This window comes from Streptomyces sp. 150FB (assembly GCF_000818195.1).
GTDB lineage: Bacteria > Actinomycetota > Actinomycetes > Streptomycetales > Streptomycetaceae > Streptomyces.
In genome coordinates, this window is sequence record NZ_JTHL01000001.1 from 2,703,329 (window position 1) to 2,723,283 (window position 19,955).

At 68.4% G+C, this 19,955-nt stretch carries 17 protein-coding genes and 2 tRNA genes; 3 read left to right on the forward strand and 16 right to left on the reverse strand.

The window, feature by feature from the left end:
- The 8 genes from mrdA to QR77_RS11390 form a co-directional block, all read right to left on the reverse strand.
- Window positions 1-2,052, reverse strand: a 2,052-nt coding sequence (gene mrdA, locus QR77_RS11355; RefSeq protein ID WP_040027717.1) for a penicillin-binding protein 2, incomplete at its 3' end; no start/stop codon positions are given.
- Window positions 2,053-2,113: 61 nt separating this feature from the next.
- Window positions 2,114-2,788, reverse strand: coding sequence for a rod shape-determining protein MreD (mreD, locus tag QR77_RS11360; RefSeq protein WP_040021413.1), 675 nt, complete (start codon window positions 2,786-2,788; stop codon window positions 2,114-2,116).
- 11 nt (window positions 2,789-2,799) lie between these two features.
- On the reverse strand, window positions 2,800-3,873 hold the full coding sequence (gene mreC / locus QR77_RS11365; RefSeq protein WP_040021414.1) for a rod shape-determining protein MreC: 1,074 nt from the start codon (window positions 3,871-3,873) through the stop codon (window positions 2,800-2,802).
- A 76-nt stretch (window positions 3,874-3,949) separates the two neighbouring features.
- Window positions 3,950-4,969 (reverse strand): rod shape-determining protein, encoded by a 1,020-nt coding sequence (locus QR77_RS11370; RefSeq protein ID WP_040021415.1) that lies wholly within the window; start codon window positions 4,967-4,969, stop codon window positions 3,950-3,952.
- A 250-nt stretch (window positions 4,970-5,219) separates the two neighbouring features.
- Window positions 5,220-5,633 (reverse strand): nucleoside-diphosphate kinase, encoded by a 414-nt coding sequence (gene ndk / locus QR77_RS11375; protein ID WP_040021416.1) that lies wholly within the window; start codon window positions 5,631-5,633, stop codon window positions 5,220-5,222.
- 127 nt (window positions 5,634-5,760) lie between these two features.
- Complete coding sequence (locus tag QR77_RS11380; RefSeq protein WP_040021417.1) at window positions 5,761-6,126, reverse strand: DUF4233 domain-containing protein; 366 nt, start codon at window positions 6,124-6,126, stop codon at window positions 5,761-5,763.
- Between the two features lie 5 nt (window positions 6,127-6,131).
- Entirely contained in the window at window positions 6,132-7,652 is a 1,521-nt protein-coding gene (locus QR77_RS11385) for a folylpolyglutamate synthase/dihydrofolate synthase family protein (RefSeq protein WP_040021418.1), read from the reverse strand.
- A gap of 60 nt (window positions 7,653-7,712) precedes the next feature.
- Window positions 7,713-10,334, reverse strand: a complete 2,622-nt coding sequence (locus QR77_RS11390; RefSeq protein WP_040021419.1) for a valine--tRNA ligase — start codon at window positions 10,332-10,334, stop codon at window positions 7,713-7,715.
- A gap of 136 nt (window positions 10,335-10,470) precedes the next feature.
- Between QR77_RS11390 and QR77_RS11395 the strand changes: the two genes are divergently transcribed.
- A complete protein-coding gene (locus QR77_RS11395) occupies window positions 10,471-11,565 on the forward strand; it encodes a hypothetical protein (protein WP_040027718.1) in 1,095 nt (364 codons plus the stop codon).
- Between the two features lie 113 nt (window positions 11,566-11,678).
- Here QR77_RS11395 and clpX read toward each other — a convergent pair whose 3' ends face one another.
- From clpX to QR77_RS11420, 5 genes are all read right to left on the reverse strand, one after another.
- The gene (gene clpX / locus QR77_RS11400; RefSeq protein ID WP_040021421.1) at window positions 11,679-12,971 is read right to left on the reverse strand and encodes an ATP-dependent Clp protease ATP-binding subunit ClpX; all 1,293 of its coding nucleotides are present in this window, start codon (window positions 12,969-12,971) and stop codon (window positions 11,679-11,681) included.
- Between the two features lie 166 nt (window positions 12,972-13,137).
- The gene (locus QR77_RS11405) at window positions 13,138-13,815 is read right to left on the reverse strand and encodes an ATP-dependent Clp protease proteolytic subunit (RefSeq protein WP_040027721.1); all 678 of its coding nucleotides are present in this window, start codon (window positions 13,813-13,815) and stop codon (window positions 13,138-13,140) included.
- Between the two features lie 52 nt (window positions 13,816-13,867).
- Window positions 13,868-14,473, reverse strand: a complete 606-nt coding sequence (locus QR77_RS11410; protein ID WP_173476430.1) for an ATP-dependent Clp protease proteolytic subunit — start codon at window positions 14,471-14,473, stop codon at window positions 13,868-13,870.
- Between the two features lie 290 nt (window positions 14,474-14,763).
- Window positions 14,764-16,212: a trigger factor gene (gene tig, locus QR77_RS11415; RefSeq protein ID WP_040021425.1), complete on the reverse strand. Its 1,449-nt coding sequence runs from the start codon at window positions 16,210-16,212 to the stop codon at window positions 14,764-14,766.
- A 184-nt stretch (window positions 16,213-16,396) separates the two neighbouring features.
- Window positions 16,397-16,473, reverse strand: a tRNA-Pro gene (locus tag QR77_RS11420).
- A 176-nt stretch (window positions 16,474-16,649) separates the two neighbouring features.
- Here QR77_RS11420 and QR77_RS11425 point away from each other — a divergent pair.
- Window positions 16,650-16,723, forward strand: a tRNA-Gly gene (locus QR77_RS11425).
- 122 nt (window positions 16,724-16,845) lie between these two features.
- On the opposite strand, the gene QR77_RS11430 is transcribed toward QR77_RS11425, so the two are convergent.
- A complete protein-coding gene (locus tag QR77_RS11430) occupies window positions 16,846-17,040 on the reverse strand; it encodes a hypothetical protein (RefSeq protein ID WP_040021427.1) in 195 nt (64 codons plus the stop codon).
- A 455-nt stretch (window positions 17,041-17,495) separates the two neighbouring features.
- Here QR77_RS11430 and QR77_RS11435 point away from each other — a divergent pair, with 455 nt between their 5' ends.
- Window positions 17,496-18,722, forward strand: coding sequence for an acyltransferase family protein (locus tag QR77_RS11435; RefSeq protein ID WP_052488679.1), 1,227 nt, complete (start codon window positions 17,496-17,498; stop codon window positions 18,720-18,722).
- On the opposite strand, the gene QR77_RS11440 is transcribed toward QR77_RS11435, so the two are convergent.
- Together QR77_RS11440 and QR77_RS11445 are read right to left on the reverse strand one after the other, a co-directional pair.
- A complete protein-coding gene (locus QR77_RS11440; protein WP_040021428.1) occupies window positions 18,699-19,148 on the reverse strand; it encodes an HD domain-containing protein in 450 nt (149 codons plus the stop codon). The genes QR77_RS11435 and QR77_RS11440 overlap by 24 nt on opposite strands.
- Window positions 19,149-19,190: 42 nt before the next feature.
- Window positions 19,191-19,955 (reverse strand): SDR family NAD(P)-dependent oxidoreductase (locus QR77_RS11445; RefSeq protein WP_052488680.1); only part of this gene is annotated, 765 nt, incomplete at its 5' end.

Below are 19,955 nucleotides of genomic sequence, written 5' to 3' on the forward strand. Positions count from 1 at the left end.
CGGCAGCGCCACCTGCGGCATGGGCATCATGGCCTTCCTCAGGTTCTGCTTGCCGTCCGGGGTCAGCCCGTACATCGCCTCGTAGATCTTTCGCACGGCGGGCCCCGAGGCCCCCGAGCCCGTACCACCCTGGGAGATGGTCATCACGATCGTGTAGTCCTTGGTGTACGTGGCGAACCAGGACGTCGTCTGCTTGCCGTAGACCTCGGCCGTACCGGTCTTGGCGTGCATCGGGATCTGCTTCTGGGGCCAGCCGATGAACCGCCAGGCGGCCGAACCCTTGGTCGCCACGTCGGCGAGGGCCGCGTCGATCTGGTCGCGGGTCTTGCCGTGCATCGGCAGCCTGCCGTGGGCCTTGGGCACGATCTCCTCGACATGCTTGCCGTCGGCGCTGACGACCGCCTTGCCGACGGTGGGGTTGAAGAGGGTGCCGCCGTTGGAGATGGCGGAGTAGATCGTCGCCATCTGCATCGGGGTGACGAGGGTGTCTCCCTGGCCGATGGAGTAGTTCACCGAGTCACCGGCGCGCATCCTGTTGCCTTCGAGACAGCCCTCGTAGGCGATCTTCTGGACGTAGTCGCCGTCCCGCTTCCCCTGCTTGCACCAGGAGGTCTTGTTGGCCTTCCAGAAGTCCTGCTTCCACTGGCGGTCCGGGACGCGGCCCCTGACCTCGTTGGGGAGGTCGATGCCGGTCTCCTTGCCGAGGCCGAACTGGTGGGCCGTCTTGTAGAACCAGTCGCCCCGGTCCTTCTTCGGCTTGTTGCCGCCGTCCTTCTTCCACTCGTTGTGGGCGATCCCGTAGAACACGGTGTCGCAGGAGACTTCGAGCGCCTTGCCGATGGTGATGTTGCCGTAGCCCTTGGACTCGTAGTTCAGGAAGGTCTGGCCGCCGATGTTGTACGAACTGGTGCAGGGGTAGCTGCCGTTGAAGTCGTAGCCGGCGTTGACCGCGGCCGTCGACGAGATCACCTTGAAGATCGAGCCCGGCGCCGCCTGGCTCTGGATGGCGCGGTTCAGCAGCGGGTAGTTCGACTTCTTGTCGGTGAGCTTCGCGTAGTCCTTCAAGGAGATGCCGCCGACCCAGGAGTTGGGGTCGTACGTCGGCTGCGAGGCCATGGCCACCACGCGCCCGGTCTTGGCCTCCATGACGACGACCGAGCCGGAGTCCGCCTTGTACTTCGTGTGGGTGACGGGGTCGGTCTCCTGACGGGCCGTCTTCATCGCCTGGTCGAGCTCGTACTCGGCGACGCCCTGCACGCGGGCGTCCATCGAGGTGACGACATTGGCGCCGGGCTTGGCCTCGTCGCTGCGCGCCGTGCCGATGACCCGGCCGAGGTTGTCGACCTCGTAGCGCGTGACACCTGCCTTGCCGCGCAGGGCGGCGTCGTACGTCCGCTCAAGGCCGGAGCGGCCGACCTGGTCGGAGCGCAGGTACGGCGACTCGGTGTTCTGGGCCTTCTTGATCTCCTCGTCGGTGACCGGCGAGAGATAGCCGAGCACCTGGGCGCTGTTGGCCTCGGCGGGCTCCGCGTAGCGGCGTACGGCGGTGGGCTCGGCGGTGATGCCGGGGAAGTCCTCGGCGCGCTCGCGGATCTGCAGGGCCTGCTGGGTGGTGGCCTCGTCCGTGACGGGGATCGGCTGGTAGGGCGAGCCGTTCCAGCAGGGCTTGGGGGTCTTCGCGTCGCAGAGCCTGACCTTGCCGAGGACGTCGCGCGGCTTCAGGCCGAGGACGCCGGAGAGCCGGGTGAGCACGGCCTTGCCGTCGTCCGGCATCTTCATCAGGTCGGTGCGGCTGGCGGAGACGACGAGCCGGGTCTCGTTGTCGGCGAGCGGGACGCCGTGGGTGTCGAGGATCGAGCCGCGCACGGCCGGCTCGACGACCTGCTGCACGTGGTTGTTCTTGGCCTCGTCCGTGTACGCGCGGCCGTTGCGGATCTGGAGGTACCAGAGCCGTCCGCCGAGCGTGAGGAGCAGGGAGAAGACGAGGACCTGGATGATGACGAGCCGGATCTTGACCCGGGGGGTCCGTCCGGTCTCCGGGATGTTGGTCACTTCGGCTCCGGGAAGGGTGAGCGAGGTGAGCGGGGCGTGCGAAGCGCCGGCCGGTGCGCGGTCACAGTCGCTTGACCCCCTTGATACGTCCGGCCTTGGCCGCGCGGTTACGGGCGGCGCGCAGCCGCAGCCCGCCGCGCTGGTTCCCGATCCGCAGCCCGGTGCCGGCGGCGAGCCAGCTCGCTGTGACGTCACTGCCGGAGACGCCGCTGTTCTGGCTCTCGGACAGCGGGTCGTTCTCGGCCCGCCGCGCCAGCCACATCACCAGCGGGACGCAGAACGGCGCGAGCAGCAGGTCGTAGACGGCCGCGGTCAACAGGAGCCCGACGAGGCCGACATGGCGTGCGGCGGTGTCGCCGACGAGGGCGCCCACCCCCGCGTACAGCAGCGTCGAGCCGAGCGCGGCGCCGACGACGACGGCCATCGGGCCGAGCGCCGTCCGGAGCTGGCCCTTCTCGGGGCGGGCGAGCCCGGCCAGATAGCCGATCACGCAGAGCACCAGGGCGTACCGCCCGGCCGCGTGGTCGGCGGGCGGGGCCAGGTCGGTGAGCAGCCCGGCGCCGAAGCCGATGAGCGCGCCGCTGACATGGCCGTACACGAAGGCCAGGGCGAGGACGACGAGCAGCATCAGGTCGGGTACGGCGCCGGGGAGCTGGAGGCGGGAGAGGACGGACACCTGGATGACCAGGGCGACCACGACGAGCGCGGTCGAGAGCAGAATCCGGTTGATGCGCATGGGGATCGGCCCTACTCCTGGTTGTCGTACTGGGCGTTGCCGTCGCCGTCGCCGTTTCCGTCGCCGTTACGGTCGGGCGGGGGCGCGGCGTTCTCCAGGCCTCCCGCGTCGTTCCCGGTTCCGGGCTCCCGGACGTTCTCGTCGCCGCCGCCGTCCGGGGTGTTCGCGTTCGCGTCGGCGGAGGGCGTGACGGTGACCGTGACGGTGGGCGTCGGTACGGCTTTGGTCTTGGGCGGCAGGACGGTGTCACGCGGGTCGGTGCGCGGTGCCTCGACGACGACGCCCACGATGTCGAGCTTGGTGAAGCCGACGAAGGGGCGTACGTAGACGGTCCTGGTGAGGTCGCCGCCCGCCGGGTCCACCTTCACGACCTGGCCGACGGGCACCCCGGGCACGAACGGCTTGTCCTTGCTGGAGCCGAAGGTGACAAGACGGTCGCCGGTCTTCACCTTGGCCTTGCCGTTGAGGAACTGCACGGCGAGCGGGCGGTCCCCCTGGCCGGTGGCGAAGCCCAGCTCGTCGGTCTTCTCCATGCGGGTGCCGACCGTGAAGTCCGGGTCGTTGGCGAGCAGTACGGTCGCGGTGCCGGGGCCGACGGTGGTGACGCGGCCGACGAGCCCGTCCCCGTTGAGCACGGTCATGTCGCGCTTGATGCCGTCCTCGGCGCCGGCGTCGATGGTCACGGTCCAGGAGAAGCCCTGGGCCGCTCCTATCGCGATGACCTCAGCGCCCTTGATGCCGTACTGTCCGGCGCCCGCCTTCTTGAGCATGCTGTCCAGCTCGCGGACGCGGCTGCGGTTGCGGTCGTCGCTGCCGAGCTTGTGCTTGAGCGCGATGTTCTCCTGCTCCAGCGCGGCGATCCGGTCGTGCCGCCGGCCCGAGTCCCGTACGGCGCCGATGGCGTTGCCGACCGGGTCGACCCCGGCGGCCACCCCGTTCTCCACCGGGCCGAGGACCGTGGCGGCTGCTCTCCGCGCTCCGTCGACCGGGGAATCCTCACCGCCGCGGATGTCCACGGTGATCAGCGCGAACGCGATGGCGATCAGCAGCACCAGGAGCAGACGGCTCTCCTTTGTGTCCCTCACGTGCGGCGGCCGTGCCTTCCTCGTAGGAAATTGCTATGGCTGGCTGTAGCTGTGCTGGCTGTATACGTGCAAACCGTCAACGACGAGGCTGGGCGTCGAGTACCTGCTGGAGGGCCTCGAATTCCTCGACGCACTTGCCGGATCCGAGCGCGACGGAGTCCAGCGGATTTTCCGCGATATGGATGGGCATACCGGTCTCCATGCGCAGCCGCTCGTCGAGGCCGCGCAGCAGGGCGCCGCCGCCGGTGAGTACGATTCCGCGGTCCATCACGTCACCGGACAGCTCGGGGGGGCACTTGTCGAGCGTTGTCTTCACGGCGTCGACGATCGCGTTGACCGGCTCCTCGATGGCCTTGCGCACCTCGGCGGCGGAGATGACGACGGTCTTCGGCAGGCCGGAGACGAGGTCGCGGCCGCGGATCTCGGTGTGTTCGTCCTTCTCGAGGTCGTAGGCGGAGCCGATGGTGATCTTGATGCTCTCGGCTGTCCGCTCACCGAGCAGGAGCGAGTACTCCTTCTTGATGTGCTGGATGATCGCGTTGTCCAGCTCGTCGCCGGCGACCCTGATGGACTGTGCCGTGACGATTCCGCCGAGCGAGATGACGGCGACCTCGGTGGTGCCGCCGCCGATGTCGACGACCATGTTGCCGGTCGCCTCGTGGACGGGGAGCCCGGAGCCGATGGCCGCCGCCATGGGCTCCTCGATGATGTGCACCTGGCGCGCGCCGGCCTGGGTCGAGGCCTCGATGACCGCGCGGCGCTCGACCCCGGTGATGCCCGAGGGGACACAGACGACAACGCGGGGGCGGGCGAGGTAGCGGCGCTTGTGGATCTTGAGGATGAAGTAGCGCAGCATGCGCTCGGTGATCTCGAAGTCGGCGATCACACCGTCCTTGAGCGGCCGGACGGCAACGATGTTGCCCGGTGTCCGCCCGATCATCTTCTTCGCCTCGGAGCCGACAGCGAGAATCCCGCCCGTGTTGGTGTTGATGGCAACGACGGACGGCTCGTTGAGTACGATCCCCCGGCCCCTGACGTACACCAGCGTGTTGGCGGTCCCGAGGTCGACAGCCATGTCACGGCCGATGAACGACATGTTGTTCCTCATGAGAATGCGTCTGGCCTTCCCAAATCGAGCATTGACGGCTTTTCAGGATGGCGAGGTGGGTGATGTGTCTTGAAGGCTCATCGTAGTGCTGTCCGCACGCCTACCGCTCGGTGGCCCACCTCAGTAAAGGTGACGATGTGTTGGTGCGATGCGTTCCCGGTATCGGCTCGCATATGCCCATAGGCGACCGAATTCCTCCGGTCGCCGCAGGCCATCAGGCTATTTGGATGACGCCCGGTCAGGAAAGAGCGGGGAAGAAAATCTTCAGTTCCCGAATGGCGGACTCTTCGGAGTCCGAGGCGTGGATGAGGTTCTCCCGGACGATTGTGCCGAAGTCCCCCCGGATGGACCCCGGCGCCGCGGCGATCGGGTCGGTCGGTCCGGCGAGTGCGCGTACGCCTTCGATGACCCGTTCTCCGTCGACGACGAGGGCGACGACAGGACCCGAGGCCATGAAGGTGACGAGCGGCTCGTAGAACGGCTTGCCCTTGTGCTCGCCGTAGTGCTGCTCCAGCGTGTCCTGGTCGAGGGTGCGCAGTTCGAGGGCGCTGATGGTCCAGCCCGCTTTGCGCTCGATACGGCCGATGATCTCACCCACGAGCCCTCGCCTGACACTATCCGGCTTAAGGAGGACGAGAGTGCGCTGAGTCATGGTGTGCGGCTCCTTGCAGGCATATGTGTGTGCGGTGGAGCGAGGCTACAGGGGGCCGCTGATCAGGCGACACTCGGACCGTGCCGGGACAGGGCCCCGGACCCCGCCGCGGAGCCCCGCCGCCTCGCTACAGCGCGGGCCCGGAGGCGGCGTCGGCTTCCTCCGCCTGCGCCGCCCAGCGCGCCTTCGCCTCGTCGATCTTGCGGCCGTAGTGCACCGACGCCCACCACAGTCCGCCGAAGACCAGGCCCAGGATGAACATCACCGGAACGAAGAAACCGCTGGCCACGAGCGCGATCTGGAGCACCCAGCCGAGCTGTACGCCGCCGGGGCGGCCGAGCGTCCCGCAGAGCAGCACGGACAGCAGCATGCCGACGCCGCAGACCGTCCAGACCGTCCCCATCGAAAGATCGTCCGACTTCATCGCCACGAGACCGGCGAAGCCGATCACGAAGAACTCGCCGATCAGCGTCGAGGCACAGAGTGTTCGCATGGAATTCAGCCCCTCCCGAGCAGCAGCCGGGCCTCGCCGACCGTGATCACGGACCCCGTCACCAGCACGCCGGCCCCCGAGAACTCGCCCTCCTCCTCGGCGAGCGTGATCGCCGCCTCCAGGGCGTCGTCGAGCCGGGGCTCGACCTGGACGCGTTCGTCACCGCCGAAGACCTCGACGGCGACGGCCGCGAGTTCGTCCACGTCCATCGCGCGGTCGCTGGAGTTCCCCGTGATCACGACATCCGCGCAGATCGGCTCCAGCGCTTCGAGCACACCGCGTACGTCCTTGCCCGCGCTCGCGCCGACGACCCCGATCAGCCGGCTGAAGCCGAACGACTCGGTGATCCCGTCGGCCGCCGCCCGCGCGCCGGCCGGGTTGTGCGCGGCATCGAGCACCACGGTCGGCGAGCGGCGTACCACTTCGAGACGGCCCGGCGAGGTCACCGAGGCGAACGCCTTGCGGACCGTCTCCATGTCCAGCGGGCGGGAGTTCTCGGCGCCGACGCCGAAGAACGCCTCGACGGCGGCGAGCGCGACCGCCGCGTTGTGCGCCTGGTGGGCGCCGTACAGCGGGAGGAAGACCTGCTCGTACTCGCCGCCGAGCCCGCGCAGCGTCATCTGCTGGCCGCCGACGGCGACCTCCCGGGCGACGACCCCGAACTCCAGGCCCTCGCGTGCGACCGTGGCGTCCACCTCGACGGCCTTCTTGAGCATGACCTGCGCGGCGTCCACCGGCTGCTGCGCCAGAATGACCGTCGCGCCCTGCTTGATGATCCCGGACTTCTCGACGGCGATCTCGCCGGGCGTGGAGCCGAGGCGGTCCGTGTGGTCCAGGTCGATGGGGGTGACGACGGCGACGGAGGCGTCGATGACGTTCGTCGCGTCCCAGGTGCCGCCCATCCCGACCTCGATGACGCCCACGTCCACCGGCGCGTCGGCGAACGCCGCGTACGCCATGCCCGTGAGGATCTCGAAGAACGAAAGCCGGTGTTCCTGCTGGCTGTCGACGAGTTCGACGAACGCCTTGATGTCCTCGTACGTCTCGACGAAGCGCTCCGCCGGGATCGGGCCGCCGTCGAGGCTGATCCGCTCGGTGACCGACTGCACGTGCGGGCTGGTGTAGCGGCCCGCACGCAGGTCGAAGGCGCTGAGCAGCGCCTCGATCATGCGGGCCGTGGAGGTCTTGCCGTTGGTGCCGGTGATGTGGATCGTGGGGTACGCGCGCTGCGGGTCGCCCAGTAGGTCCATCAGCGCCTGGATCCGTACGAGCGAGGGTTCGAGCTTCGTCTCGCCCCAGCGGCCCGACAGCTCCTGCTCCACGGCGCGCAGCGCCTTGTCCACCTCGGGGTTGTCGGGGCGTCCCGGCACACCGTCGCCCTGGAGCGGCCCGGCCTGGGCGCGCAGGGTACGGCTGCCGGCCTCGATCACCGCGAGGTCGGGGTCACGGGTGGTCTCGGCGTGGACGATCTCGTCGAAATCGTCGTCGTAGTCGCCGGGCTGGTCGGAAGGACGGTGCTCACTCACAGGCCCAGTCTACGGAGCGGCGAGGGGACCGGTCGCGCCCCGGCCCCCTCGCCTCTCGGCTCACTCCTGGGGAAGCCCGCTGAGCTGGGTGGTGAGGCGCTCGATGTCCGCCTCGGCCTTGGCCAGCCGCGTACGGATCTTGTCCACGACGTTGTCCGGCGCCTTGGCGAGGAACGCCTCGTTGCCGAGCTTCTTCGTCGCGTCCGCCTTCTCCTTCTCGGCGGCTGCGAGGTCCTTGGCCAGCCGCTTGCGCTCGGCCGCGACATCGATCGTGCCCGACAGGTCGAGCGCCACCGTCGCCCCCGCGACCGGGAGGGTCGCCGTGGCGTGGAAGTCCGCCTCCTCCGGCTGGAGGCGCAGCACCTGGCGGATGGCGGCCTCGTGCGCGGCGAGCGGCGTCCCCGACAGGTCGAGCCTGGCGGGGACCTTCTGGCCCGGCTGGAGGCCCTGGTCGGCGCGGAACCTGCGGACCTCGGTGACCACCTGCTGGAGGTGCTCGATCTCGCCCTCGGCCGCCGTGTCGCGGAAGCCGCTGTCGGCCGGCCAGTCGGCGACGACGAGCGACTCGCCGCCGGTGAGCGTGGTCCACAGCGTCTCGGTGACGAAGGGGACGACCGGGTGCAGGAGGCGCAGTGTGACGTCGAGGACCTCACCGAGGACGCGGCCCGAGACCCGAGCCTGCTCGCCGCCGGCGAAGAACGCGGTCTTGGACAGCTCCACGTACCAGTCGAAGACCTCGTCCCACGCGAAGTGGAAGAGGGTGTCCGACAACTTCGCGAACTGGTAGTCCTCGTAGTACGCGTCGACCTGCGCGACCGTCTGGTTGAGCCGCGAGAGGATCCAGCGGTCCGTCGCCGAGAGCCTGTCGGGCGCGGGCAGTTCGCCCTCGACGGTGGCGCCGTTCATCAGCGCGAAGCGGGTGGCGTTCCAGATCTTGTTCGCGAAGTTGCGCGAACCCTGGACCCAGTCCTCGCCGATCGGCACGTCGACACCGGGGTTGGCGCCGCGCGCGAGGGTGAAACGGACGGCGTCAGCGCCGTACTTGTCCATCCACTCCAGCGGGTTGACGACGTTCCCGAACGTCTTCGACATCTTCTTGCCGTGCTCGTCGCGGACCATGCCGTGCAGCGCGATGGTGTGGAACGGCGGGGTTCCGTCCATCGCGTACAGGCCGAACATCATCATCCTGGCGACCCAGAAGAAGAGGATGTCGTAGCCGGTGACCAGGACCGAGTTCGGGTAGAACTTCTCCAGGCTCGGGGTCTGTTCGGGCCAGCCCAGCGTCGAGAACGGCCAGAGGCCGGACGAGAACCAGGTGTCGAGGACGTCGGTGTCCTGCCGCCAGCCCTCGCCGGTCGGTGCCTCGTCGTTCGGTCCGACGCAGACGATCTCGCCGTCCGGGCCGTGCCAGATGGGGATGCGGTGGCCCCACCACAACTGGCGTGAGATGCACCAGTCGTTGAGGTTGTCGACCCAGCCGAAGTAGCGGGACTCCATCTCCTTGGGGTGGATGGCGACCTGCCCGTCGCGGACGGCGTCACCCGCGGCCTTGGCGAGCGGGCCGACCTTGACCCACCACTGCATCGACAGCCGCGGCTCGACGGTCGTCTTGCAGCGGGAGCAGTGCCCGACGGAGTGGATGTACGGCCGCTTCTCGGCGACGACCCTGCCCTCGGCGCGCATGGCCTCGACGATCGCCGAACGCGCCTCGAAGCGGTCGAGGCCCTGGAAGGGGCCGGGCACGGTGATGACCGCGCGCTCGTCCATGATCGTGAGCGATTCGAGGTTGTGCCGCTCGCCGATGGCGAAGTCGTTCGGGTCGTGCGCGGGCGTCACCTTGACCGCGCCCGTACCGAACTCCGGATCGACGTGCGTGTCGGCGACGACCGGGATGGTGCGGTTGGTCAGCGGCAGCTTGATGCGCTTGCCGATGAGGTGCGCGTACCGCTCGTCGTCCGGGTGGACGGCGACCGCGGTGTCACCGAGCATCGTTTCGACCCGGGTGGTCGCGACGACGACGGTCTCGTCGCCCTCGCCGTACTTCAGCGAGACCAGCTCGCCGGCGTCGTCCTCGTACTCGACCTCGATGTCGGAGATCGCCGTGAGACAGCGCGGGCACCAGTTGATGATGCGCTCGGCGCGGTAGATCAGCTCGTCGTCGTAGAGCTTCTTGAAGATGGTCTGGACGGCTTTGGACAGGCCCTCGTCCATCGTGAAGCGCTCACGGGACCAGGCGACGCCGTCGCCGAGCCGCCGCATCTGCCCGGAGATCTGGCCGCCGGACTCCGCCTTCCACTGCCAGACCCGCTCGACGAACGCCTCGCGCCCGAGGTCCAGGCGCGACTCGCCCCGCTTGGCCAGCTCGCGTTCGACGACGAGCTGGGCGGAGATGCCGGCGTGGTCCATGCCGGGCTGCCACAGCGTCTCGTACCCCTGCATGCGCTTACGGCGGGTCAGGGCGTCGATGAGGGTGTGTTCGAAGGCGTGCCCGAGGTGCAGGCTGCCCGTGACGTTCGGCGGCGGGATGACGATGGTGTACGGGGGCTTGTCGCTCTTCTCGTCGGCTTCGAAGTAACCACGCTCTACCCAGCGCTCGTACAGCTTCCCCTCTACCTCGGCCGGCGCGTACTGGGTCGGCAGTTCGGGGGGGCTGGCTGGCTGCTGCGATGAGTTCTCGGTCACGGGCCCAGTTTAGAGGTGTCACCACCCTGTGCCGAAACGCGATTGTTCGGTAACGGCGAGACCCCCGGTGCCCCGGTGGGGCCGCCCTTCGGACAGGATGTTCGAAACGCGTAAGCAAATGAGGGGGAAGGTCACCATGAGCAGCAACCAGCCGGGTCCGTACGGTGAGCAGCCACCGTACGGTGGGCAGCCACCCCAGCAGCCGGGACCGTACGGCGGGCAGCCCCAGCAGCCGGGCCCCTACGGCCAGCCGGGGCCGTACGGCCAGCAGCCGCCGCAGACCCCGCCGGCGCCCGGTTACGGTTACCCGCAGGGGGCTCCGGGAGGCGTTCCGCCCCAGCAGCAGCCGGGCCCGTACGGCTACCCGCAGCAGGGACCTCCCGGGCAGCCGGGGCAGCCGGGCCAGCCCCCGAACCCGTACGGGCAGCAGCCTGGCCCTTACGGTCAGCCGCCCCAGCAGCCGGGCCCCTACGGTCAGCCGCAGCAGCCTCCGTACGGCGGCGGCGCCTATCCGCCGCCGCAGGGCGGCACGCCCAAGAAGAAGACCGGGCTGATCGTCGGCTCGATCGTGGTGGCGGTGGCCGTGATCGCGGCCGGTGGCTACTTCCTCCTCAGCGGCGGCAGCGGCTCCTCGCTCGCCGACGACGGCCCGCACAAGCTGACGACGCCGGCGACGGTGCTGAGCGGCGAGTACAAGAAGGACAGCTCGGGCAGTTCGGATGACAGCCCCATGACGGCGGGCGACCTCAAGGACGCCGAGGGCTGGGGTGTGAAGAACGCCAAGGATGTCGGCGCCTCGTACACGGCGGGCCCGAAAGACAACCCGCTGGCCGGGAAGGTCATGAGCTTCGAGGGTGTGTACGGGCAGATCGACGACCCGGAGAAGACCGTCGACGCCATGTTCGCCTATGTGGCGAAGAAGTCGGCCGAGGACAAGACAGGGGACTCACCGCAGTTGGTCGGCAGTCCCCAGGCGTTCTCACCCTCCGGCCTGGACAACGCCGTGATGAAGTGCCAGTTGATGAAGTTCAAGAACGACCCCGCCGCCGGCGGTGCGGCCGGTGGACCGACCGAGTTGAGCGCCCCTGTCTGCATATGGGGAGATCACAGCACGCTCGGCTTCAACGTGCCGATCACGCTGGCCGACATGGCGAGCGGCCACGCACCCACGCTCGACAGCGCGGCGACGCTCACCGCGAATCTCCGCGGTGACGTGCGCGTCAAGGCCTGACAGCCGGAGCGAGACGACAGGGGCGCCCGGCCGGTTGAACCGGCCGGGCGCCCCTGTCGTGTATCTGCCGGTGTGTGTCACCCGGTTGTGCTCGACCACGCGGACTACGCGAACTACGCGGACTTCTCGTGCCGGCCGTCGTTCTTCACGATCCGCGGCTCACGCGGTACGAGGGTCGGGTTCACATGGGAGTGGACAACGTCCTCCGTGATGACGACGCGGGCCACGTCCTTGCGGGACGGCACCTCGTACATCACCGACTGGAGAACCTCTTCCATGATGGCCCGCAGGCCGCGCGCGCCGGTGCCGCGCAGGATCGCCTGGTCGGCGATGGCCTCCAGCGCCGGGCGGTCGAACTCCAGCTCCACACCGTCGAGTTCGAACAGCCGCTGGTACTGCTTCATCAGCGCGTTGCGCGGCTCGACCAGGATCTGGAGAAGGGCCTGCCGGTCGAGGTTGTGGACCGAGGTCAGGACCGGGAGGCGGCCGATGAACTCCGGGATCATCCCGAACTTCACCAGGTCCTCCGGCATGACCTCCTGGAACTGGTCGCTCTCCTCGATCTCGCGCTTGGAGCGGATCGTCGCGCCGAAGCCGATGCCCTTGGCACCGGCCCGCGACTCGATGATCTTCTCCAGACCCGAGAAGGCACCGCCCACGATGAACAGCACGTTCGTCGTGTCGATCTGGATGAACTCCTGGTGCGGGTGCTTGCGGCCGCCCTGCGGGGGCACCGAGGCCGTGGTGCCTTCCAGGATCTTCAGCAGGGCCTGCTGGACGCCCTCGCCGGAGACATCGCGGGTGATCGACGGGTTCTCGCTCTTACGGGCGACCTTGTCGATCTCGTCGATGTAGATGATCCCGGTCTCGGCCTTCTTGACGTCGTAGTCCGCCGCCTGGATCAGCTTGAGCAGGATGTTCTCGACGTCCTCGCCGACATAGCCGGCCTCCGTCAGCGCCGTCGCGTCGGCGATGGCGAACGGTACGTTCAGCATCCGGGCCAGCGTCTGGGCCAGCAGCGTCTTGCCGGAGCCCGTGGGGCCCAGCAGCAAGATGTTGGACTTGGCCAGCTCGATCGCGTCGTCGCGGCCCGTACCGCCGCCGTTCTCACCGGCCTGGACGCGCTTGTAGTGGTTGTACACCGCGACGGAGAGGGCCTTCTTCGCGGGCTCCTGCCCGACGACGTATCCCTCGAGGAACTCGTAGATCTCGCGAGGCTTGGGCAGTTCCTCCCACCGCACCTCGGAGGTCTCGGCCAGCTCCTCCTCGATGATCTCGTTGCAGAGGTCGATGCACTCGTCGCAGATGTACACACCGGGACCTGCGATGAGCTTCTTCACCTGCTTCTGGCTCTTCCCGCAGAACGAGCACTTGAGCAGGTCGCCGCCATCACCGATGCGTGCCACGAGGTGCTTCCCCTTCGCCTGGGAGACGCCTGGTTCAGCGGCTCCTGTGCCTCATATCCGACGGTACCTTGCCCGGGCCCCCGTTCGGGCCCCCCTTGGCACGGTTCACATGGTCGTGCGACTTCTCGTACGACCCGTACGACCCGCGCCAAGGGCGCCGGGGGCATCAGGCGGCGGCCGCCGCCGCGGTCTTGCGCGTCGCCACGATCTGGTCGACCAGACCGTACGCCAACGCGTCGTCGGCGGTCAGGATCTTGTCGCGCTCGATGTCGTCGCGGATCTTCTCGATCGGCGTGGTGGAGTGCTTGGCCAGCATGTCTTCGAGCTGGGCACGCATCCGCAGGATCTCGTTGGCCGCGATCTCCAGGTCGGAGAGCTGCTCACGGCCGGTCTGGCTGGACGGCTGGTGGATGAGCACACGGGCGTTCGGCAGGGCCAGGCGCTTGCCCGGGGTGCCGGCCGCGAGCAGGACGGCGGCGGCGGAGGCCGCCTGGCCCATGCACACGGTCTGGATGTCCGGCTTCACGAACTGCATCGTGTCGTAGATGGCGGTCAGCGCCGTCATCGAGCCGCCGGGGCTGTTGATGTAGATCGAGATGTCGCGGTCCGGGTCCATCGACTCCAGGCACAGGAGCTGCGCCATGACGTCGTTGGCGGACGCGTCGTCGATCTGCACCCCGAGGAAGATCACGCGCTCCTCGAAGAGCTTCGCGTACGGGTCGTACTCGCGCACGCCCTGCGAGGTGCGCTCCACGAAGCGCGGGACGATGTAGCGGTTGTCCACCTGCGGCCCGGTGTAGAGGCCGTTCGAGGCGTCGTTGATGTTCATGTGGGTGTTCACCATCCTGATGGCGTCGCTGGGAGGGGGCCTGTCCGGCTTTCCGGGGCTGTGGTGCTCAGGCCCCGGTGCCGCCGCCGCCCGGAACACCCGAAGCAACGGACATGATCTCGTCGATGATGCCGTACTCCACGGCCTCCTCGGCGGTGAACCAACGGTCACGGTCACCGTCGCGGATGATCGTCTCTTCGCTCTGGCCGGTGTGGCGTGCGGTGATCTCGGCCATGCGCTTCTTCGTACGGAGGAGCTGCTGCGCCTGGATCTTGATGTCGGAGGCGGTACCACCGATGCCCGCGGACCCCTGGTGCATGAGAATGTCGGTGTTCGGCAGCGCGAAGCGCTTGCCCGCGGTGCCGCCGGTCAGCAGGAACTGCCCCATGGAGGCCGCCATGCCCATACCGATGGTGACCACGTCGTTCGGGATGTACTGCATGGTGTCGTAGACGGCCATGCCGGCGGTCACCGAACCACCCGGGCTGTTGATGTAGAGGAAAATGTCCTTCTCGGGCTCGGCCGCGAGGAGGAGGAGCTGCGCCGTGATCTTGTTGGCGATGTCGTCGTCGACCTGCTGGCCGAGGAAGATGATCCGCTCTCCGAGCAGCCGGCTGTAGACCTGGTCGCCGAGGCCACCACCGAGGGACGGCTCACCGGCGGCGTAAGGCATCAGATTCGTCACGTATACACCTGCTCGTCTCTGACGGCTGCGGCCGTCTCAGCGTCTTCGTTCCGGGGTTGGGGGACTCCCCCGCCCTCGTATTCATGGACCCTAACGCGCTGGTCGGCGGGCGCCATCCCGCTTCCGTGGCTGTTCGCTGGGAGCGCAAGGTAGTTGAGGCCGTGGGCGGCTCTCTGAGCGCCTGGGAGCCGTACGGAGCGGGCCCCGGGCGCTTGTCGCGTCCGGGGCCCGTCCTGACAGTTCGGAGCGCCGTGAGGGCACTTCCGGAGCGGGACCGATCAGGCCTCGGTCTCGCCCTTGTCGGCTGCCTTGTCGCCGGCCTCGGCGTCGGCGGCCGCGGCCGGAGCGGCCTCGACGTCGCCGCCCGAGCTCTCGGGGGCGTCGGCCGCGGTGGTCTCCGCGGTCTCGTCGTCCTCGTCGTCGTCCAGGACGACGGCCTCACCGTTGGTGTCGGTGACCTTGGCGGCCTCGACGACCACGGCGAGCGCCTTGCCGCGGGCGACCTCGCCGACCAGCATCGGCACCTGGCCGCCTTCGACGACGGCCTGGGCGAACTGGTCGGGGGACATGCCGGAGGACTGCGCGCGACGCATGAGGTGCTCGGTGAGCTCCTCCTGGTTCACGTTCAGCTTCTCCTTGTTGACCAGCTCGTCGAGGATGAACTGGGTCTTGATGCCCTTCTCGGCCTGCTCCTTGGTCTCGGCCTCGAACTCTTCCTCCGTCTTGCCCTGGATCTCCAGGTACTTGGCGAGGTCGAGTCCCATCTGACCGAGCTGGTGGTGCTCGAGGTTGTGCTTGCGGGTGTTGATCTCGTCCGCGAGAAGCTTCTCGGGGATCGGGACCTCGGCCAGCTTCAGGAGCTCTTCGAGGACGCGCTCCTGGGCCTGGGTGGCCTGGTCGTACTGCTTCATGGACTCAAGGCGCTTGCGGCTGTCGGCGCGCAGCTCTTCGATCGTGTCGAACTCGCTCGCCATCTGCGCGAACTCGTCGTCCAGCTCGGGAAGCTCACGGGCGGACACCGACTTCACCTTGACGGTGACCTCGGACGGCTTGCCCTCGGCGGAGCCGCCCTTCAGCTCGGAGGTGAAGGTGGCCTCGCCACCGGCCTCCAGCCCGGTCACGGCCTCGTCGATGCCGTCGAGCAGCTCGCCGGACCCGATGGTGTAGGACACGTCGCTGGCGACGCCGTCCTCCAGCACCTCGCCGTCGACCTTCGCCTCCAGGTCGAGCGTGACGACGTCACCGTCGGCGGCGGCGCGCTCGACGGGGTTGGTCGAGGCGAAGCGGTCGCGCAACTGCTCGACCGACTTCTGGATGTCCTCTTCGCTGACCTCGACGGAGTCCACGACGACCTCGATACCGGAGTAGTCCGGGATCTCGATGACGGGGCGGATGTCGACCTCGGCGGTGAAGGAGAGCAGTTCGCCGTCCTTCAGCTCGGTGATGTCGACGTCGGGCTGGCCGAGGACATTCAGCTCACCCTCGTTGACCGCCTCGGTGTAGAACTTCGGGAGGGCGTCGTTGACGGCCTCCTCCAGCACCGCACCGCGGCCGAACCGCTGGTCGATGATCCGGGCCGGGATCTTGCCCTTGCGGAAGCCCTTCACCGTGACCTGCTGGTTGATCTTCTTGTACGCCGCGTCGAGGCTGTCCTTGAGCTCCTCGAAGGGCACCTCGACTGTGAGCCGAACCCGAGTCGGGTTCAGGGTCTCCACGGCGCTCTTCACGGTTCGGTCTCCTTGGTGGCTGATTCTGGGGTGCTGCGTCCGCCGCACTCCGGCGGCCCAGCGGATCGGCCCGGCTCTTCAGAGACTCGTCAGACACCCGGGCACGCAACCTGCATAGTAACCGTATGCAGGAAGCGCCCCACAACGCGATCATGATCAGGATCGCGACCACTGGTCGTACTGCTGGTCGGGGTGGCCGGATTCGAACCGACGACCTTCCGCTCCCAAAGCGGACGCGCTACCAAGCTGCGCCACACCCCGTCGGTGCGACACGTAGGGTACATGCCTGACGGCACCGCGTCGGCACGCTTTTCCGGCTTCGGCGGGGCGGCGGTGCCGGACACCCGTCGGGCGGACCCGCGGGTGTGCGGAGAACGGCCCGGAACCGCTACGATGCTTCTCGTTGCCGCACTCGCGTGACCTGCGGCGCGTCATGTGCGGGCGTAGCTCAATGGTAGAGCCCTAGTCTTCCAAACTAGCTACGCGGGTTCGATTCCCGTCGCCCGCTCCACAGCTTCAACGCTTCACGACGAACGGCCCGGCCGGTGAGATCTCACCGGCCGGGCCGTTCGTCGTACGTCCGGCGTACTCGCCGTACGCCCGTCGCGCCGTGCCTGGAAGTTGGAGCCGTGCCTAGAAGTGGATCTGGGCGATCATGTCGGCCACCGAGTTGAGGAACCTGTTCACCGACGGCGCGATGTCCGTCGATGCCAGGAAGAAGCCGAAGAGGATGGCGACGACCGCCGGTCCGGCCTTGATGGAGCCACCGCGGATGAGCACCACAAGGATGATCAACAACAGCACCACCACAGACAGTGAAAGAGCCACAACTGATCACACCCTCGGTCGGTCCGCCTTGCCGGCCGCGGGAGCGCAACACCCCGCACCCGCTGTCCCACCATCGTGCCATCAACGTCCCTGTGGTTGGGGCCTGGTGACCGAATCATTGCCATCGGGATCACGCCATTCACACGCCCCGCGCGCCGTCCCCGTACCAACTCCGGCGCGCGGGGCGGGAGATCGATACCGGCGTGAATTCGACGCTGTCATTTCCCTGTGCACACGATTCGTTCACAGCTTATTCCAAGGCTCACCAGACGCCCGTGGTGCGGTAATTCACACGGAGTCATACGCTGGGCACAGGTAGACGATATGCCCTGTTTAACACTGATTAATTGGTGCATAGCACGCAGTTTTCGACGCCGGTCGGTGCTCATGGATTCGAATAGCCGCACAGCCAGGGGGTTTTACGAATTGCATTAGGGAAGGCTAGGGTGGATCGAATGGTTCAGGCTCCGCATGGATATGACAGGGCCCCGCTCCCCCAGACCGGGGAGCCGGAGCCCGCACTCGGCAACGCCCCGGCGACGGTGGCCGACACGCGCGCTTCCGGCACCAGAACGTCCCCGAAACCGGCTGCCGGACAGCCGGGCGCGTCCACGAAGCGAGACGCGTTCTTCGACAACGCGAAGTACCTGGCCATCGTCCTGGTCGCGGTGGCGCACTCGTGGGAACCCGTGATGGACGGCAGCCGGGCGACCAAGGCGCTCTACCTGGTCGTCTACAGCTTCCACATGCCGGCGTTCATCATCATCTCCGGCTACATGTCCCGGAGTTTCACGGCCAAGCCGCACCAGATCAAGCGCCTGGTGACCGGGGTCGTCGTGCCGTACCTCGTCTTCGAGTGCGGCTACTCGGTGTTCAAGTGGTACGCGCAGACCCCGCACAAACTCGACCTGAGCCTCCAGGACCCGTGGTTCCTCACCTGGTTCCTGATCGCGCTCTTCGTGTGGCGCCTCACCACCCCGCTCTGGCGCCTGCTCAAGCACCCGCTGCCGATCGCCCTGGTGATCGCCGCGCTCGCCTCGTTCACCCCGAGCATCGGCACCGACCTGGACCTCCAGCGGGTGTTGCAGTTCCTGCCGTACTTCGTCCTGGGTCTCTGCCTCAGGCCCGAGCACTTCCAGCTCGTACGGCGGCGGGAGGTCAGGCTGCTGGCGGTGCCGCTGCTCCTGCTCACCGTGGTGTTCTCGTACTGGGCGGCGCCGCGCGTCCAGTCCGGCTGGCTCTACCACAACACCAGTGCGCAGCAGTTGGGTCACGCCTGGTGGACGGGGCCCGTGATGACGCTGGCGATCTTCGGCTGCTCACTGCTGCTGACGGCCGGCTTCCTGGCGTGGGTTCCGCGCCGGAAGATGTGGTTCACGGTGCTGGGAACCGGCACGCTCTGCGGTTATCTGCTGCACGGCTTCCTCATCAAGGGCGCGGGTTTCGCCGGGGTCTTCGACAGCCACCCCTGGCTGAGCGACCCCGCGGGCGAGGCGCTGCTGTCGGTGATGGCCGCGGTGGCGGTGACGCTGCTGTGCACGCCGCCGGTGCGGCGGCTCTTCCGCTTCGCCACCGAACCGGAGATGGAGTGGGCGTTCCGGGAGGAGCCCGTGCGGGCAGGCGCATCGGCTTCGGCTTCGGCTTCGGCTTCGGCGGGGTCAGTTGGCCGTAAGGCCGAGTAGCGCCCGTACCTGCGCGTATTTGTCCATCAGCCGGATCCGGGTCGGCTCGTCGAGTACGGCGAGCCGGCCCGGATCCGTGTTGTGCGCGAGGTCGGACTCCTTGACGAGCAGCGCGCCGGGAGTGGCCAGTACGCGCCCGGTGTACGAGAGAAGGTCCTCGTCCGGCGCCCTGGTGAGGGCGAGCACCATGTCCTTGACCGACTGCGGCAGCGCTGCGCCGTCGAGCCATTCCCTGCTCAGCGCGTCGTCCTCGACCGCGTCGTGCAGCCACCCCGCGGCGATCTGCTCCTCGGAACCGCCCCGGGCGCGCACGCCGTCGGCGACCGCGCTGAGGTGTTCCACGTACGGGTGTCCGGATTTGTCCGTCTGGGAGGCGTGGGCCGCGCGGGCGACGGCCTCGACCTCGGCGAGCGTGAGATACGGCATACCCCCGACCCTACGGGTCGGGGGCCGGGCGCGGCCCCTGGTTCAGACCGTCCCCGGCCGCCCGGCGAGCGTGTCGAGTGAGACCTGCCACAGCCGCGCGGCGGCTTCGGGGTCGAGGGCGTGGTCGGCCACGCCACGGTTGCCCCCTACATGGCGGACCGCTTCGGCGCAGTCCTCGAAGTAGCGCCCGCCGCCCGCCCCTTCGAGCAGCGGCGAGGCGGCGACCAGCACGGAGGTGGCCGCGCCCTGCTCGGGCGTCTTGAACTCACCGCCGCCCGCCTTCACCGCCGCCGCCTCCTCCTCGCTCATCCGCCGGGCCAGGTTGGTCCAGATGGCGCCGGGGTGGAGAGCGTCGACGGTGATGCCGTCGCCGGCCCAGCGCCTGTCGGCCTCGACGGCGAACAGGACGTTGGCCGTCTTGGACTGGGCGTAGGCGATGCGCCAGTCGTAGGCGCGCCTGCGGAAGTGGATGTCGTCGAAGTCGACAGCGCCGCGCAGGTGTCCCCGCGAGCTGACCGACACGACACGGGCGCCGCCGGCGGCGGCGAGCGCGCCGCGCAGCCCGGTGGCGAGGGCGAAGTGCCCGAGGTGGTGGACGGCGAAGTGCAGCTCCCAGCCCTCGGGAGTGCGCGTCTCGGCCATCATCATGAGGCCGGCGTTGTTGACGAGGATGTCCAGGGGGCCGTCCCAGGCGGCGGTGAAGGCCGCCACGGACTTCTGGTCGGCGAGATCCAGCGGAGCGACGAGAACCCGGGGATTCCCCGCGCCGGGGGCGGTATCAGCCGCTATGGCGGCGGCGACCCGGCC

Bases quoted from the DNA above. Each gene is read 5' to 3' on its own strand.
- QR77_RS11370 (WP_040021415.1), bottom strand. From the start codon at position 4,969: ATGTCGTTCATCGGCCGTGACATGGCTGTCGACCTCGGGACCGCCAAC.
- QR77_RS11410 (WP_173476430.1), bottom strand. From the start codon at position 14,473: ATGCCTTACGCCGCCGGTGAGCCGTCCCTCGGTGGTGGCCTCGGCGAC.
- QR77_RS11395 (WP_040027718.1), top strand. From the start codon at position 10,471: ATGAGCAGCAACCAGCCGGGTCCGTACGGTGAGCAGCCACCGTACGGT.
- QR77_RS11405 (WP_040027721.1), bottom strand. From the start codon at position 13,815: ATGGTGAACACCCACATGAACATCAACGACGCCTCGAACGGCCTCTAC.
- QR77_RS11380 (WP_040021417.1), bottom strand. From the start codon at position 6,126: ATGCGAACACTCTGTGCCTCGACGCTGATCGGCGAGTTCTTCGTGATC.
- mreD (WP_040021413.1), bottom strand. From the start codon at position 2,788: ATGCGCATCAACCGGATTCTGCTCTCGACCGCGCTCGTCGTGGTCGCC.
- ndk (WP_040021416.1), bottom strand. From the start codon at position 5,633: ATGACTCAGCGCACTCTCGTCCTCCTTAAGCCGGATAGTGTCAGGCGA.
- QR77_RS11435 (WP_052488679.1), top strand. From the start codon at position 17,496: ATGGTTCAGGCTCCGCATGGATATGACAGGGCCCCGCTCCCCCAGACC.
- QR77_RS11440 (WP_040021428.1), bottom strand. From the start codon at position 19,148: ATGCCGTATCTCACGCTCGCCGAGGTCGAGGCCGTCGCCCGCGCGGCC.